Here is a 14,101-nt window from a genome sequence, read left to right as displayed (position 1 = left end):
CCGGGCGGTGGCCTGGTTCGCCGCCCGCGGGGTCACCACCCAGCGGGTGCTATCCGACAACGGCTCGGCCTACCGCTCCCACGCCTGGCGCGACGCATGCCTCGAGCTCGGCATCACGCCCAAGCGGACCCGGCCCTACCGGCCGCAGACCAACGGCAAGATCGAGCGCTTCCACCGCACCATGGCCGACGGCTGGGCTTTCGCCCGCATGTTCTACAGCGAGTCAGCCCGCCGGAAAGCCCTGCCCGCCTGGCTGCACGAGTACAACCATCACCGGCCCCACACCGCGATCGGCAAGCACTCCCCGATCACCCGCTTGAACAACCTGGCTGGGCAGTACAACTAGCTAGCGGAGGAGCTTGGACATCCGGCGGTCGGCCAGCGGCTTGCCCCCGGTCTGGCAGGTCGGGCAGTACTGCAGCGAGGTGTCGGCGAAGCTGACCTCGCGGACGGTGTCCCCGCACACCGGGCAGGGCAGGCCGGTGCGGGCGTGCACCGTCAGGCCCGAGCGCTTCTCGCCCTTCATCGTCGCCGCCTGCTGCCCGCGCTGGCGCTCCAGCGCGGCGGTCAGCGTGGCGCGCACCGCGTCGAAGAGACGGACCAGTTCGTCGTCCTTGAGCTTGTCGGCGCCCTTGAACGGCGACAGCCGGGCGGCGTGCAGGATCTCGTCGGAGTACGCGTTGCCGATCCCGGAGATCAGCGTCTGATCGGTCAGCGCGCCCTTGAGCTGACCGCTGCGGCCGGCCATCAGCGCGGCGAACTGCTCGCGGTCGACCTCGAGGGCGTCCGGGCCCAGCCGCGCGATCCCGGGCACCTCGGCCGGCGAGCGGACGACGTAGACGGCCAGGCCCTTGCGGGTGCCCTGCTCGGTGAGGTCGAACCCGTTCCCGTCGTCGAGGTGCACGCGCAGCGCGAGCGGCCCCTTGCCCGGCTTGGGCGGGGCCTCCGGCAGGCCGGTGCGCCAGTGCAGCCAGCCGGCGCGGGCCAGGTGGACGACGAGGTGCAGGCCCGACACGTCGAGGTCGAGGAACTTGCCGTGCCGGGCCACCCCGGTGATCTCGAGGCCGGCGAGCGCGGACAGCGGCGGGTCGAAGGTCTTGATGGCCTGGACCGACGCCAGGTCGGCGCGCGCCAGGACGTGGCCGACGGCATTCTCGCGCAGGAACGCGGCCAGCGCCTCCACCTCGGGCAACTCGGGCACGGCACGATCATCCCCGGAAAGCGCACCCCGAGGGGCCGAAGTGGCCACTTCGGCCGTTCCCACGCCACCATCGGGTGGCGCGGGCGGGCCGAAGTGGCCACTTCGGCCGTCTTCCTATGCGGGGGTGGTCTCGATCCCGCTGACCTCGACGGTCGCCCCGGGCTCCTGCCGCGCCTGCTCGGCGACGGCGGCGGCCACGGCCGTCGTCACCTCCGGGTCGAAGACGCTGGGGATGATGTAGTTGGCGTTGAGCTGGTCGTCGCGGACGACGGCGGCGAGCGCGGCCGCCGCGGCGAGCAGCATCCCGTCGCTGATCTCGGTGGCCCGGGCGTCGAGCAACCCGCGGAAGACGCCGGGGAACGCCAGGACGTTGTTGATCTGGTTCGGCAGGTCCGAGCGGCCCGACGCCACGATCGCCGCGTGCTGGCGGGCCCGCACCGGGTCGACCTCGGGCGTCGGGTTGGCCATCGGGAAGACGACGGCGTCCGGCGCCATCCGGGCGAGGTCCTCCACGGCCAGCACGTTGCCCGCGCTGACGCCGATGAAGACGTCCGCGCCGTCGAGGGCGTCCGGCAGCTCACCGCGCACGCACGCGGGGTTGGTGCGCCGGGCCAGGTCCCGCTTGGCCGGCCCGAGCCGGTCGTCGTCGGGGGACAGGATGCCCTCGCGGTCCCACACCAGCACCCGGCCGGCGCCGGCCTCCAGCAGCAGGTGGACGATCGCCGTCCCGGCCGCGCCACCGCCGGCGACGACGATCTTCACGTCGGCCAGCCGCTTGGTCACGACCCGGAGTGCGTTCTTCAGCGCGGCCAGGGCGACGATCGCCGTCCCGTGCTGGTCGTCGTGGAAGACCGGGATGTCCAGCTTGTCGCGCAGCCGCTTCTCGATCTCGAAGCAACGCGGGGCGGCGATGTCCTCCAGGTTGATGCCGCCGAAGCCGGGGGCGATGAGCTCCACGGTGCGCACGATCTCGTCGACGTCCTGGGTGTCCAGGCAGATCGGCCACGCGTCGATGTCGGCGAACCGCTTGAACAGCGCCGCCTTGCCCTCCATGACCGGCAGCGCGGCGCCGGGGCCGATGTCCCCGAGGCCGAGGACGGCGGACCCGTCGGTCACGACCGCCACCGTGTTGCCCTTGATCGTGAGCCGGCGGACGTCCTCGGGGTGGTCGGCCAGCGCCAGGCAGACCCGCGCCACCCCCGGCGTGTAGGCCATCGACAGGTCGTCGCGGGTCTTCAGCGGCACCTTCGAGGCGACCTCGAGCTTGCCGCCGAGGTGCAGCAGGAACGTCCGGTCGCTGACCTTGCGCACCGTCACCCCGGGGACGGCGCGCAGCGCGTCGACCATCTCCTCGGAGTGCCCGGCGTCGGCCGCCGAGCAGGTGACGTCGACGGTCAGCCCGTCGGAGCGGGAGTCGACGACGTCGATGGCCGTCACCGCGCCGCCCGCGGACCCCACGGCGGTGGCGATGCGCCCGATCGAGGCCGGATCGCCGTCGGAGGTCAGCCGCACGGTGATCGAGTACGACGCGGAGGTGACCGGCCCACGGGGCACGGCGGCGGGCACGGGTTCGACGGCGGCAGGCGCGGGTTCGGTGCTCATGGCGCCGTCCATGGTCTCACCGCCGGCGGCCGCCGGCCGGGGTGACGGCCGGGCCGGCGGACGCGACGTGCCCCACACCCGTGCAGGTCAGCCGACCAGCAGCGACGCCGGATCCCGCCGGACGACGGTGCGCACCCCGAGCGCCACGGCCACCGTGGCCGCCGCCGCCAGCGCCGACACCGTCACCACGGTCGGCCCGCCGTCCGCGGCGATCGCGACGAGGCCCCAGACGACCGCCAGCGCGTACGGGCCCGCCGCCGTCTGGGCGGCCAGGACGAGCGCCGACGCCAGCACCGCGACGGCCACGAGCGCGAAGACGGCCCAGAGGCGCGCCTGCTCGCCCGTCGCCGAGGCGCCGAGCGCCACGCCGGCGCTGGCCACGTTCACCGCGGCCGCGACGCTCACCCAGCCCAGCAGCAGTCCGGCGACCGCGGTCGGCAGCAGCCGGTCGAGACCCTCGGATCGCAGATCCTGCACGCGCGACCAGGCCAGCGCGGTCGCCGTCACGATGCCGAAGAGCAGGACCGCCGGTACCAGCGGCTGGGAGACCCCGATGAGCGGGAACAGCACCTCCCACAGTGCGTTGCCGGCGAAGGCGAGCGCCAGCGGCCAGCCCGTCCGCCGGTGCAGGGCGCGGCCGCGCTGGGACGGCAGCGCCTGGTAGCCCGCCCAGGCCAGCGATCCCGCGAAGATGACGGCCCAGATCGTGAAGGCGTAGCCGGCGGGCGTGATCAGCGACTGCGTCCGGTCGCTGATGTCCCCCACGCTGCGCCCGGCCAGCGCGGAACCCACCGGGCTGCCCACGACCTGCGCGACCGCGGCCAGTGCGACCGCGACGGTCCGTGCGGTGTCCTGCATCCTCACCCCTCCACTCGGCGGGGCCCACCGGTCAGCCGGGGCACGGTCGCGGCGTCGAGGTCCCCGGCGCGCGCCCGGGTGGCGAGCACCCGGCCCCAGTGCACCAGCCCTGCGACGTCGATGCCATGCGGCGGCGCGGCGGCGTAGGCCTCGACGGTGCCGACGCCGCGCTCCAGCAGCACGGCTGCGCCGCGGGCGTTGCCACGGGCGGCGTGGGTCAGGCCGACGGCGAGCTGGGCCAGCCCCCGCCACAGCTGCCGCTCCGCCTCGGGTGCGGACTTCCACGCGTCCTCGAGCACCTCGTGGGCGTGGAAGGGCCGGCCGGCGTCGAGCAGCTCCTGCGCCTCGGCCAGGGCCCGCCGCGGCTCGCGCACGATCCCCTCCGGCGCCCGCTCCTCCCCCACCGCGCCGTACGGCAGGGGGCGGCCGAGGGCGTCCCGGGGGCGGGCGTTGCGGGCGCGCCCTCCGGCGTCGCGGTCCCGGTCGGTGGTCACCCGGTCAGTGTGCTCCGAGAAATAGTTGAGAGCCGTTGCATCCACGGCACGCGGACTCCGTGAAGGAGGAGTGACAAGGCAGTTCCGCTCCAGGAAGGAACCTCACGTGACCACCACCCGCACCTCCCTCCGCGCCGCCGGTGTCCTCAGCACGGCCGGGGCCCTCGTCCTGATCGCCACCCCGGCGCTGGCCGACAACCACACCGCGACGGTCTCGGTGCTGCACGCCGTCCCGGACCTCCCGGTCGACGTCTACGCCAACGGCGAGCGCCTGATCGACGACTTCCAGCCCGGCACCCTGACCGACCCGCTGCAGCTGCCGGCCGGCTCCTACGACCTGGCCCTCTTCCCGGCCGACGCCGCGGACGGCTCGGGTACCCCGCTGCTCTCGGCGGACGGCGTGGCCGTGCCCGCGGGTGCCAACGCCACCGTCGTGGCCCACCTCACCGCCGAGGGCCAGCCCGCGCTGACCCCGTTCGTGAACGACGTCTCCGCCGTCGCCGCGGGCGAGGCCCGCGTCACCGTCCGCCACACCGCCGCGGCTCCGGCCGTCGACGTGCGGGCCGGCGGCACCGTCGTCGTCCCCGGCCTGGAGAACCCCTCCGAGGCCAGCCTGACCGTTCCCGCGGGCACGGTGAGCGCCGACGTCGTCGTGGCGGGCACCGACACCGTGGCCATCGGCCCGGCCGACCTGACCCTCGCCGAGGGCACCACGAACATCGTGTACGCGTGGGGCTCCGAGGAGGCCGGCTACGAGCTCGCCGTCCAGACGATCAGCGGCGCCCACTCCGCGCCGACCGGTGTCCCCGGCGGCTCCGCGGGCCTCGTCGACGACGGCTCGATCCCGACGCCCGTCGCCGCGCTGTCCGTGCTCGGCCTCGTCGCGGCCGGTGCCGGCGCCCTGCGCCTGGCCCGCAACAACGGCTGACCCAGCCGCGTCCCGCAGGTAGGAGACCACCGTGCGTCCCGCCCTCGCCACCGCCGTCCTCGGTCTGACCCTCGCCGTCGCTGCGCCGACGACGTGGGCACTGACCCGGCCGGAGGCGTCGGCGGGCGCACCGGTGGAGTCCGTCCTCCCGGCCCCGGCGTCGTCCGCCGGTGGCCGGGAGGCCGTCGGGACGCTGCCGGAGGTCACCACCCGGCCCGCGACCCCCGACGGTCAGGAGCAGCGGCCCGCGCCGGTGCGCCTGTCCGTCCCGGCCCTCGGGGTCGACACGACCGTCGACCCCGTGGGGGTGGAACCGGACGGGCAGATGACCATCCCGGCCGAGGTGGACCGGGTGGGCTGGTACCGGTTCGGCCCCGCTCCGGGCGACGACGGGTCGGCGGTCATCGCCGGGCACGTCGACGACCGCGAGCAGGGACTCGGGGCGATGGCCCCGCTCCGCGACGCCCAGGTCGGCCAGGACGTCGCCGTCACCGACGCTTCCGGGACGACGACCACCTGGCGGATCGTCTCGCGGGAGGTGATCCAGAAGCAGGTGCTGCCGCTGGACCGCCTCTTCGCCCGCGAGGGACCGCCCCGGTTGACCCTCATCACCTGCGGAGGGCCGTTCCTCGAGGAGTACGCCAGCTACCGGGACAACGTCGTCGTCGTGGCCGAGCCACTCCGATGACCGGGCTTCTCGCCGTCCGGCCGGTGGACATGGGTAGCGTCGTGGGCGTGGATCCCCTGCCCGCGCAGCGCAACGCTGTGGAACCGGACGACCGCGAGGTCGGCCGGCGGTTCGCCGCGGGTGACGAGCAGGCCCTGGCGCTGGCCTACGAGCGGTGGGCCGGCCAGATCCACGGCATGGCCGTGCGGGCCTTCGGACCCGGGCCGGACGCCGAGGACGTCACCCAGCAGACCTTCGTCTCCGCCTGGACCGGGCGGGCCGGCTACCGGCCCGACAAGGGCCCGCTGCCCGGCTGGCTCGTGGGCGTGGCCCGGCACAAGATCGCCGACACCTGGGCCAAGCGCGAGCGCCAGCGGCGCGAGACCGAGGCCGCGATGTCGGAGGCGCAGGCAGCACCCACCGGGCGCGTCACCGCCGGCTTCGACAGCCAGGTCGCCGACCGCTTCCTCGTGCTCGAGGAACTGGACCGGCTCGGGCAGCCCCAACGCGGGATCATCGAACTCGCATTCTTCGAGGACCTCACCCACGCCCAGATCTCCGATCGCACCGGGATCCCCCTGGGCACGGTGAAGTCCCACATCAGACGCACGCTCGAACGACTGCGCACACGGTTGGAGGTGGACGGTGCAGCACTGCACGCCTGAGCAGCTCGCGCTCGCCGCACTGCGCGAGCCCCTGCCGGCAGACGACGCCGATCACCTCGCCGGGTGCGAACCCTGCCGGACGGAGGTCGCCTCCCTGCAGCGGGCGGTCGACGCCGTCGCCGTTCCGCAGCTGGCCGCCCCCGGGGCGCCCGTCGCCCCGCCGCCGGGTGTCTGGGCGGGCATCGCCGCGGCGACCGGTGTCTCGGCGACCCCGCGCACCGAGGTCGCGCGGCAGGCTCCTCCTGCCCCGGAAGCGCCACGGCAGGCCGAGGTGCTGCCGTTCCGGTCGCGCCGGCGCCCCGTGCTCCTCGTGGCCGCCGCCGTGCTCACCGGGGCCGTGGTCGGCGCCGGTGCGGTGGCGGTCGTCCAGGGTCAGGACGGCGGCGAGGCGGTCACCGCCGTGGCGCTGGACCCGCTGGCCGACAACGAGGCCTCCGGCCGCGCCCAGGTGATCGAGCAGTCCGACGGTTCGCGGGTGGTCGAGGTCGACCTCGACGCGCCGCAGCTGGACGACGGCTACTACGAGATCTGGCTGATCGACCGCGACGTCGTCGGCATGGTGCCGCTGGGTGTGGTCCGTCCGGGTTCCCAGACCTTCGAGCTGCCCGCGGGCCTCGACCTGGGCGAGTTCCCGCTGGTCGACGTCTCGGTGGAGCCGCTCGACGGGGATCCCACGCACTCGGGCGTCTCCGTCGCGCGTGGGGAGCTGGACGCCTGAACGGGGATCCCGGCCTCCGCCACGAGGAGCTCGGCGCCTCCTGGCGGAAGGCGCGCCCGCGGCCGGCCGGCCGGCACCTGGACAGCGCGTCGTGCAGCCGGCAGAGCCATCGCACGCTGGAGGCGGTGGCGCACCACGCCCGGCACGAGGCCGAGCTCGGCGGGTACGTGGCCGAGGTCGCCGCGGACGACCTGCTGCAGCAGGGCCGGTCGGTGATCGGCGGGCTGGCCGGGATGGCGGCCGCGGACGTGGCCTTCGTCGAGTCGGCGCAGGCCGCGCTGGTGGCCCTGCTCACCGGGTGGCGGCTGCCCGCCGGCGCCCGCGTGGCCTGCCTGCCCGGCGAGTACGCGCCCAACATCGCCCAGCTGCGCGCCTACGGGCTGCGGCCGGAACCGCTGCCCGCCGACGGGGTGGGCCGGGTCGACCTCGAGGGCGTCGAGCGGGTGCTCGCGTCCGACCCGCCGTCGTTCGTGCACCTCACCCAGATCCCGAGCCACCGCGGGCTGCTGCAGCCGGCGGCCGAGGTGGCGGCGCTGTGCCGGGCGGCCGGCGTCCCGCTGGTGGTCGACGCCGCGCAGTCGCTGGCCCACGCCGACGTCGACCTCGGTGCCGACGTCGTCTACGGCACCTCCCGGAAGTGGCTGGCCGGCCCGCGCGGCGTCGGCGTCCTCTGCGTGCGGCCGGCCCTGGCCGCGCAGCTGACGCCGGTCCTGCCCGAGCGGGACGACGTCCCGCCGATGCGGGCGTTCGAGTCCGGCGAGGCCCACGTGGCGGGCAGGGTCGGGCTGGTCGTGGCGGTCGGGGAGCACCTCGCCGCCGGGCCGGACCGCGTGCGGGAGCGGCTCGCCTCGATCGGGCGCACCACCCGGGCCCTGCTCGACGGCGTCGGCGGCTGGCGGGTGGTCGAGCCGCTCGACGAGCCGACGGCGACGACGACGCTGCGCCCACCCGACGGGGTCGACGTCGTCGGCGTGCGCGGCCGGCTGCTCGCCGAGCACGGCATCGTGGTCAGCGCGATCGGCCCCGAGCGGGCCCCGGGCGAGATGACCGGCCCCGTGCTGCGGGTGTCGCCCCACCTCGACGTCGCCCTCGACGACCTCGAGGCCCTCGCCGCCGCCCTGTAGCGAGCTTTATCGCGATAAAGCTCGGTCAGCGGGGCAGTTGCATGCGCTCGGACACCCGGCGGTGGGCGGCGAGCTGCTCGTCCAGGCCGCCGTGCACCGGGATGCCGTCCTCCACGACCAGCCGCCCCCCGACGACGTTGTGCCGCGCGCTCACCGGTCCGCAGCGCAGCCACGCCTCCACCGGGTCCGACAGCGCGCCGGCGAACCGCACCCCGTCCAGCCCCCACACCACGAGGTCGCCGCACGCCCCGACCGACAGCTCGCCGATCTCGCCGGCCCGGCCCAGGCAGGCGGCGCCGCCCCGGGTGGCCATCTCGAGGGCGTTCCGCGCCGACATCGAGCCCGCCCCGTGGCGCAGCTTCCCCTGCAGCATCGCCGTCCGCGCCTCCAGCCACAGCGATGCCGAGTCGGCCGAGGCGGAGCCGTCGACACCCAGCCCGACCGGGGCGCCCGCGGCCCTGAGCTCGGCCACCGGGGACAGCCCGCTGCCCAGGATCATGTTGGACGACGGGCAGTGCGCGGCGCCGACCCGCGCCGCGCCCAGCCGCCGCACCTCGTCGTCGGACGGCCAGACCACGTGGGCGAGCCAGGTCCGGTCGGTCATCCAGCCCACGTCGGCGAGGTAGTCGACCGGGCGGCGGCCGAAGGTCTCCATGCAGAAGGCGTCCTCGTCCTGCGTCTCGCAGAGGTGGGTGTGCAGGCGGACGTCGAGGCGCTCGGCGAGCTCGGCGGTGCGGGTCATGAGCGAGGTGGAGACGCTGAACGGCGAGCACGGCGCCAGGGCGATGCGGGTCATGGCCAGCGGGGACCGGTCGTGGTGGGCGTCCACCAGCCGCTGGGAGTCGGCCAGGATCTCCTCGTCGTCCTGGACGACGGAGTCCGGCGGCAGCCCGCCGTCCTTGACCGACAGCGACATCGAGCCCCGGGTGGGGGAGAACCGCATGCCCAGGTCGCGGGCCGCGGCGATCTCGGCGGAGATCAGGTCGCCCGCGCCGCGGGGGTGCACGTAGAGGTGGTCGGTGGAGGTCGTGCAGCCGCCCAGCGCGAGCTCGGTGAGCCCGACGTAGGCGCTGACGTACGCGGCCTCCTCGTCCAGCCGGGCCCACAGCGGGTAGAGCGTGACCAGCCAGTCGAACAGGCCGCCGGTCAGCGCCGGGGCGAAGGCGCGGGTGACGTTCTGGTACAGGTGGTGGTGGGTGTTGACCAGCCCCGGCGTCACCAGGCAGCCGCGGGCGTCGAGCGTGCGGACGGCGTCCGGCCGGGGATCGGCCGGGCCGCCGAGGCCGCTGATCGCTCCGCCGGTGACCGCCACCCAGCCGCCGGGGATCTCGCGGCGAGTGTCGTCCACCGTGGCCACGAGTTCGGCGTCGGTGATCAGCAGGTCGGCGCGCGCTGGGGTCTCCACGCCCCGCATCCTGCCGAGGTGGTGTGACGCGCGCGTTCCGGGCCTATTCGAGGGGCTCGTCGTCCACCTGGACGTCGAAGTTCGCGGTCTCGTCCTCGACCGAGGTCACCGTGACCGTGACGCCGTACTCCTCGGGATCGCCGTCGACGGTGAGCGTGCAGCGGGTCTCGGCGTCCACCTCGGCCTCGAGGTCCTCCGGGCAGGAGACGTCGGGCCGGACGCCGACCTGCTCCTCCAGCGCGTCCTCCGCCCCCTCGGCGACCTCGTCGGCGGGCAGCGCGTCGGCGGTGCCGAAGCTGCAGGCGGCCAGCGGCAGGGCCAGCAGCGGGCCGGCGACCAGCTGGCGCAGACGTCGGCGGGACACGGGCGGCTCCTCGGGCACGGGGTGGGCCGCCGACCCTAGCGGCGCGCGGTGGGTCGTCGTACCGCTTCCCGCGCGGGCGGTCAGGCGGTGGGCCCGTCCAGCAGGCGCGCCGACTCGGGGGCAGCCCCCCGATGCGGTTCCGCGACGGCGTCGTCCACGGAGCAGGCCGGAAGAGGCACGACGCCCTGCCCGGTCGACCGGGCAGGGCGTCCGCACGTCAGGTGGGCCCGGCAGGTCGGGCCGGCGCCACTCGCGTCAGAGCTCCCCGGCCAGGAGCCGCCCCGCACCGCTGATGGCCGGAGTGTGCCCCAAGGCCCGCAGTACCTCGTAGGTGGTGGCCGTCGCAGCGGTGACCACCGGGAGACCGAGCTCGTCCTCCACCCGCTGTACCGCCGCCAGCGAGGGCATCTGCACGCATGCGGACAGCACGATCGCCTGTGCACCCTCACGTCGGAGACCGCGGGCGATCGCCGGCAGCCCCTCGGGGTCCAGCCGCCCCACGGCCAAGTTGTCCGGCACCTCCAGGGCCACCGCGTCCAGGACCTCGACGCCCTCAGCCTCGATGTACTCGCGCACCATCTGGGTGAGGGGCGCCATGTAGGGCGTCACGATGGCGACGCGGTGCGCACCGACCGCCTGCAGCGTCCGCACCAGGGCACCGGCGCTGCTGACCACCTCGGCCGGATGCCCGTTGTCCCGCGCCGCCTCGGCGATGACCTGCTCGGATTCCTTGTGCGCGCCCGGCCCCTGCGCCATGACGGCGACCAGGCAGGCGTAGGCGATCACGTCGACGTCGGCGTCGGAGACGGCGGCGGCGCAGTCGGCGGCCTTGCCGACCATCGCGAGCAACTCCTCGCGGTTGACCTGCTTCATCCCCGCGCGGGCCGAGTGGAACGTGTAGCGGTGCCCGGTCGCCTCGCTCTGCCGGCGGAACAGCTCCGGCAGCTCGGTCTCCATGGTGGTGTTCGAGCTCGGCACGATCAGGCCGATCCGCGAGGCGTTCGGCGGCTTCGGCGCCGGGGCGTCCTCGCATGCCACGGCGTCCGTGCTCAGGTCGGTGCTCATCAGTAGCCAACTCCTCCGTCGGGCAGGTCCCCCGGGGTGGGGGCGAGATGGTCGTCAGGGGTCTCCGGCGCGGCCCGATCTGCCAGGGCGCGCCAGACCGCCTCGGGCGTGATCGGGAGACTGCTCAGCTCCACGCCGAAGTCGGCGAGGGCGTCGCAGATGGCGTTGGCGACCGCGGCACCGGGCGGGATGGTGCCCACCTCCCCCACGCCGCGGATGCCGAACGGCGTCACCGGGGATGCCACCTCCGTGTGCAGCAGTTCCAGCGGTGGCAGGTCCGCGGCCGTGGGCACGAAGTAGTCCAGCATCGAGCCGTTGACCAACTGGCCGGTGTCGCCGTCGTAACGCAGCTCCTCGGTGAGCGCCGCACCGAAGCCCTGTGCCAGCGCTCCGCGGACCTGTCCCGCCACGACCGTCGGGTTCACGACCGTGCCACCGTCGTGCACCATCACGAACCGCTCGACGCCGAACTCACCGGTCAGTGGGTCGACCGACACCAGGGCTGCCGCGGTCCCGAACGAGTAGGCGGCGTCGGACGGCTCGAAGTGCGAGGTCGACTCCATGCCGGGGTCCTCCCCCGGGGGAATGCCCTGGCCGGTGATGGCGGTCGTGAAGATCTCGACCAGCGGCACTTGGACGGCCTCGTCGTCCCGGCGGCGCACGACCGAGCCGTCGATCTGCAGGTCGGCGGCGTCGATCTCCAGCCGCGCGGCGGCCAGTCGCAGGGTCTTGGCGGCCAGTTCCTCGGCCGCCGCCTTCAGGGCACCGGCCGCGGCGATCATCGTCCGCGAGGCGAACGCGCCGGTGTTCAGCGGCGAGGCGCCGGTGTCCCCTGCGTGCACCTTGACGGCCTCGTAGTCGACGCCGAAGACGTCGCTGACCACCTGGGCGAATGCCGTCTCGGCGCTCTGCCCCATCGTGGACACCCCGGTGTAAACGTCGATGCCGCCCGACCGGTTGGCGCGCAGCGTGACGCTCTCGTGCGCGCCGAACTGCGATCCGCGTCGGGCCAGGAAGCGGGCACTGGCGTATCCGGTGCGCTCCACGAACGAGGAGAAGCCGATGCCGGCCAGCCGCCCGTCGGCCCGGGGAACCCGTCCGGTGTCGCGGTGTTCCGACCAGCCGATGGCCTCGGCGGCCATCCGCAGGCAGCGCTCGTAGTCGCCGCTGTCGTATACCGCCCCGGTCGGGTTCTTCCACGGCAGGTCCTGCTGCTTGACCATGTTCTGGGCGCGCAGTTCCACGGGGTCGAGGTCCAGCCGACGGGCAAGGGTGTCCATCAGCCGCTCGTAGGCGAAGTTCACCTCGGGCTGGCCGTAGCCGCGATAGGCCCCGACCGGGGTCTTGTTCGTCAACGTGACCCGCCGCTCGGCGTATCCGTCCTCGACGCGGTAGGGCCCGTTGAGGACGACGCTGGACAACTGCGCGGAGCCGAACGGCGAGTTCCATCCGCCGATGTCCGTGGCGTAGACGTCGGTCATGGCCAGGATCCGGCCCGACGCGTCAGCGGCGATCCGGTAGTCGTGCACGGACTCCCGGGCGTGCGTGCTCGCCCGGAAGTGCTCAGCCCGGTCCTCGACCCACTTGACCGGCCGTCGCAGCGCCATCGCGTGCAGGCTGGCCAGCACGTCCTCCGGGAACACACCCAGCTTCAGTCCGAAGCCACCGCCGACGTCGGAGGCGATCGCCCGGATCTCGCTCTCGGTGAGCCGCAGGGTCTCGGCCAGCTGCTTGCGGACCAAGTGCGGCACCTGGGTGGACACGTGCACGGTGAGCTCCCGGGCACCCGGCCGCCACTCGGCGACGATGGCCCGCGTCTCCATCGGCAGCGCGGTCACGCGGTTGATCCGGAACCGCCCCTCGACGACGACGTCGGCCTCGAGCATCCGCCGGTCGGGGTCGCCGCTGCCGTCGGAGTTGGCCGCCAGCAGGTTCGAGTCCAGCACCGAGGGGTGCAGCACGGGGGCGTCCGGCTCCAGTGCGGCGAGGACGTCGACGACGTGCGGCAGCGGCTCGTACTCGACGTCGATGAGCTCGAGGGCATCCTCGGCGACGTGCCGGCTGGTGGCCGCGACGCTCACCACCGGCTGCCCTTCGTGCGTGGCCACGTCCTGCGCCAGCGCGTAGTAAGGCAGCGCCGGCGCGCCGGGCACCGGGCGCAGGACGGTCAGCGGCTCGGTCGCAGCCCGGACGTCGGCACCGACGAGCACATGCTTGACGCCGTCCAACTCCCAGGCGCGGGAGGCGTCCACCCGGACGATCCGCGCATGCGGGTACGGGCATCGACCGACGGCCATGTGCAGCAGGTGCGCCGGCTCGACGTCGTCGGTGAACCGTCCGTCGCCGCGGAGCAGCCGGTCGTCCTCCTTGCGGGTCACCGAGGTGCCGATCACCCCGCGCGGCGAGACCGTGGCGTCGTCGGCGGGTAGCGGTCGTTCCAGGGTGGTCACTCTGCACCCACCGGGCAACCGGCGGCCGGCGCACCGTCGGTGGACACCGGGGCGGACCCGGCGAACCAGTTCTCGATGGCCGTGACGATGTTCTCGTACCCCGTGCACCGGCAGAGCACCCCGGCGATCTCCTCGCGGATCTCGGCCCGGGAGGGGCAGCTCCCCTGGTAGCCCAGCGCGGTGGCGGTCATCAGGAAGCCCGGCGTGCAGAAGCCGCACTGCAGGGCGTGCGCCTCCTTGAACGCCTGCTGTAGCGGGTCGAGCCGGTCGTCGGTGGCCAGCGACTCGACGGTCTGCACGTTCCGGCCGTCGAGCTGGCAGGCCAGCATGAGGCAGGACTTCACCGCCTCGCCGTCCACCACGATCGTGCACATCCCGCAGGAGCCCTGCTCGCAGCCCACGTGGGTGCCGGTGAGCCCCAGCCGGGACCGCAGGAAGTCCGCGGCGTGCAGCCGCGGGGGCACCGTGGCAGTCACCTCCTCGCCGTTGACCGTGGTGGTCAGCTCCACCAGCAACTCGGTCTCGGCCGGTGCGGCCGGGTGCGCTGTCATCGCCGGGCC

The 14,101-nt window shown here is 74.4% G+C and carries 15 protein-coding genes; 6 read left to right on the top strand and 9 right to left on the bottom strand.

Annotated features, from left to right (window positions below; translation table 11 throughout):
- Positions 1-346, top strand: a 346-nt coding sequence (locus BM142_RS23635; RefSeq protein ID WP_139229003.1) for an integrase core domain-containing protein, incomplete at its 5' end; no start/stop codon positions are given.
- On the opposite strand, the gene BM142_RS23630 is transcribed toward BM142_RS23635, so the two are convergent.
- From BM142_RS23630 to BM142_RS23615, 4 genes are all read right to left on the bottom strand, one after another.
- On the bottom strand, positions 347-1,201 hold the full coding sequence (locus BM142_RS23630) for an Fpg/Nei family DNA glycosylase (protein WP_092203913.1): 855 nt from the start codon (positions 1,199-1,201) through the stop codon (positions 347-349).
- 114 nt (positions 1,202-1,315) lie between these two features.
- A complete protein-coding gene (locus BM142_RS23625; protein WP_092203921.1) occupies positions 1,316-2,803 on the bottom strand; it encodes an NAD-dependent malic enzyme in 1,488 nt (495 codons plus the stop codon).
- A gap of 87 nt (positions 2,804-2,890) precedes the next feature.
- A complete protein-coding gene (locus tag BM142_RS23620) occupies positions 2,891-3,661 on the bottom strand; it encodes a hypothetical protein (protein WP_092203911.1) in 771 nt (256 codons plus the stop codon).
- Between the two features lie 2 nt (positions 3,662-3,663).
- Positions 3,664-4,155 (bottom strand): DUF309 domain-containing protein, encoded by a 492-nt coding sequence (locus BM142_RS23615; RefSeq protein ID WP_092203909.1) that lies wholly within the window; start codon positions 4,153-4,155, stop codon positions 3,664-3,666.
- Positions 4,156-4,261: 106 nt separating this feature from the next.
- Between BM142_RS23615 and BM142_RS23610 the strand changes: the two genes are divergently transcribed.
- The 5 genes from BM142_RS23610 to egtE are packed head-to-tail and all read left to right on the top strand — an operon-like array spanning position 4,262 to position 8,257.
- Positions 4,262-5,083: a DUF4397 domain-containing protein gene (locus BM142_RS23610; protein WP_092203907.1), complete on the top strand. Its 822-nt coding sequence runs from the start codon at positions 4,262-4,264 to the stop codon at positions 5,081-5,083.
- Between the two features lie 31 nt (positions 5,084-5,114).
- Positions 5,115-5,771 carry a class F sortase gene (locus BM142_RS23605; protein WP_092203905.1) on the top strand — a complete coding sequence of 219 codons (657 nt, stop codon included), beginning with the start codon at positions 5,115-5,117 and terminating at the stop codon, positions 5,769-5,771.
- A 47-nt stretch (positions 5,772-5,818) separates the two neighbouring features.
- A complete protein-coding gene (locus tag BM142_RS23600; RefSeq protein ID WP_254791208.1) occupies positions 5,819-6,415 on the top strand; it encodes an RNA polymerase sigma factor in 597 nt (198 codons plus the stop codon).
- Positions 6,396-7,133: an anti-sigma factor gene (locus BM142_RS23595; RefSeq protein ID WP_092203901.1), complete on the top strand. Its 738-nt coding sequence runs from the start codon at positions 6,396-6,398 to the stop codon at positions 7,131-7,133. The genes BM142_RS23600 and BM142_RS23595 overlap by 20 nt, the downstream gene beginning before the upstream one ends.
- A complete protein-coding gene (gene egtE, locus BM142_RS23590; protein WP_092203919.1) occupies positions 7,130-8,257 on the top strand; it encodes an ergothioneine biosynthesis PLP-dependent enzyme EgtE in 1,128 nt (375 codons plus the stop codon). The genes BM142_RS23595 and egtE overlap by 4 nt, the downstream gene beginning before the upstream one ends.
- 25 nt (positions 8,258-8,282) lie before the next feature.
- On the opposite strand, the gene BM142_RS23585 is transcribed toward egtE, so the two are convergent.
- The 5 genes from BM142_RS23585 to BM142_RS23565 all read right to left on the bottom strand — a co-directional run bounded on the left by BM142_RS23585 (position 8,283) and on the right by BM142_RS23565 (position 14,092).
- The gene (locus BM142_RS23585; RefSeq protein WP_217640866.1) at positions 8,283-9,662 is read right to left on the bottom strand and encodes an 8-oxoguanine deaminase; all 1,380 of its coding nucleotides are present in this window, start codon (positions 9,660-9,662) and stop codon (positions 8,283-8,285) included.
- Between the two features lie 43 nt (positions 9,663-9,705).
- Positions 9,706-10,026 (bottom strand): DUF4333 domain-containing protein, encoded by a 321-nt coding sequence (locus BM142_RS23580; RefSeq protein WP_217640865.1) that lies wholly within the window; start codon positions 10,024-10,026, stop codon positions 9,706-9,708.
- Positions 10,027-10,281: 255 nt separating this feature from the next.
- Positions 10,282-11,091, bottom strand: a complete 810-nt coding sequence (locus BM142_RS23575; RefSeq protein WP_092203895.1) for a maleate cis-trans isomerase family protein — start codon at positions 11,089-11,091, stop codon at positions 10,282-10,284.
- Positions 11,091-13,541 (bottom strand): xanthine dehydrogenase family protein molybdopterin-binding subunit, encoded by a 2,451-nt coding sequence (locus BM142_RS23570; protein ID WP_092203893.1) that lies wholly within the window; start codon positions 13,539-13,541, stop codon positions 11,091-11,093. Before BM142_RS23570 ends, BM142_RS23575 begins: the two co-directional genes overlap by 1 nt.
- The gene (locus BM142_RS23565; RefSeq protein WP_092203917.1) at positions 13,538-14,092 is read right to left on the bottom strand and encodes a (2Fe-2S)-binding protein; all 555 of its coding nucleotides are present in this window, start codon (positions 14,090-14,092) and stop codon (positions 13,538-13,540) included. Before BM142_RS23565 ends, BM142_RS23570 begins: the two co-directional genes overlap by 4 nt.
- Positions 14,093-14,101 lie beyond the last annotated feature (9 nt).

Source organism: Blastococcus tunisiensis (assembly GCF_900112815.1).
In the GTDB taxonomy this organism is placed as follows: Bacteria; Actinomycetota; Actinomycetes; order Mycobacteriales; family Geodermatophilaceae; genus Blastococcus_B; species Blastococcus_B tunisiensis.
The sequence above is the reverse complement of the archived record's forward strand: the minus strand, read 5'-3'. Positions and strand labels throughout refer to the sequence as shown.

Bases quoted from the DNA above. Each gene is read 5' to 3' on its own strand.
- BM142_RS23620 (WP_092203911.1), bottom strand. From the start codon at position 3,661: ATGCAGGACACCGCACGGACCGTCGCGGTCGCACTGGCCGCGGTCGCG.
- BM142_RS23565 (WP_092203917.1), bottom strand. From the start codon at position 14,092: ATGACAGCGCACCCGGCCGCACCGGCCGAGACCGAGTTGCTGGTGGAG.
- BM142_RS23625 (WP_092203921.1), bottom strand. From the start codon at position 2,803: ATGAGCACCGAACCCGCGCCTGCCGCCGTCGAACCCGTGCCCGCCGCC.
- BM142_RS23575 (WP_092203895.1), bottom strand. From the start codon at position 11,091: ATGAGCACCGACCTGAGCACGGACGCCGTGGCATGCGAGGACGCCCCG.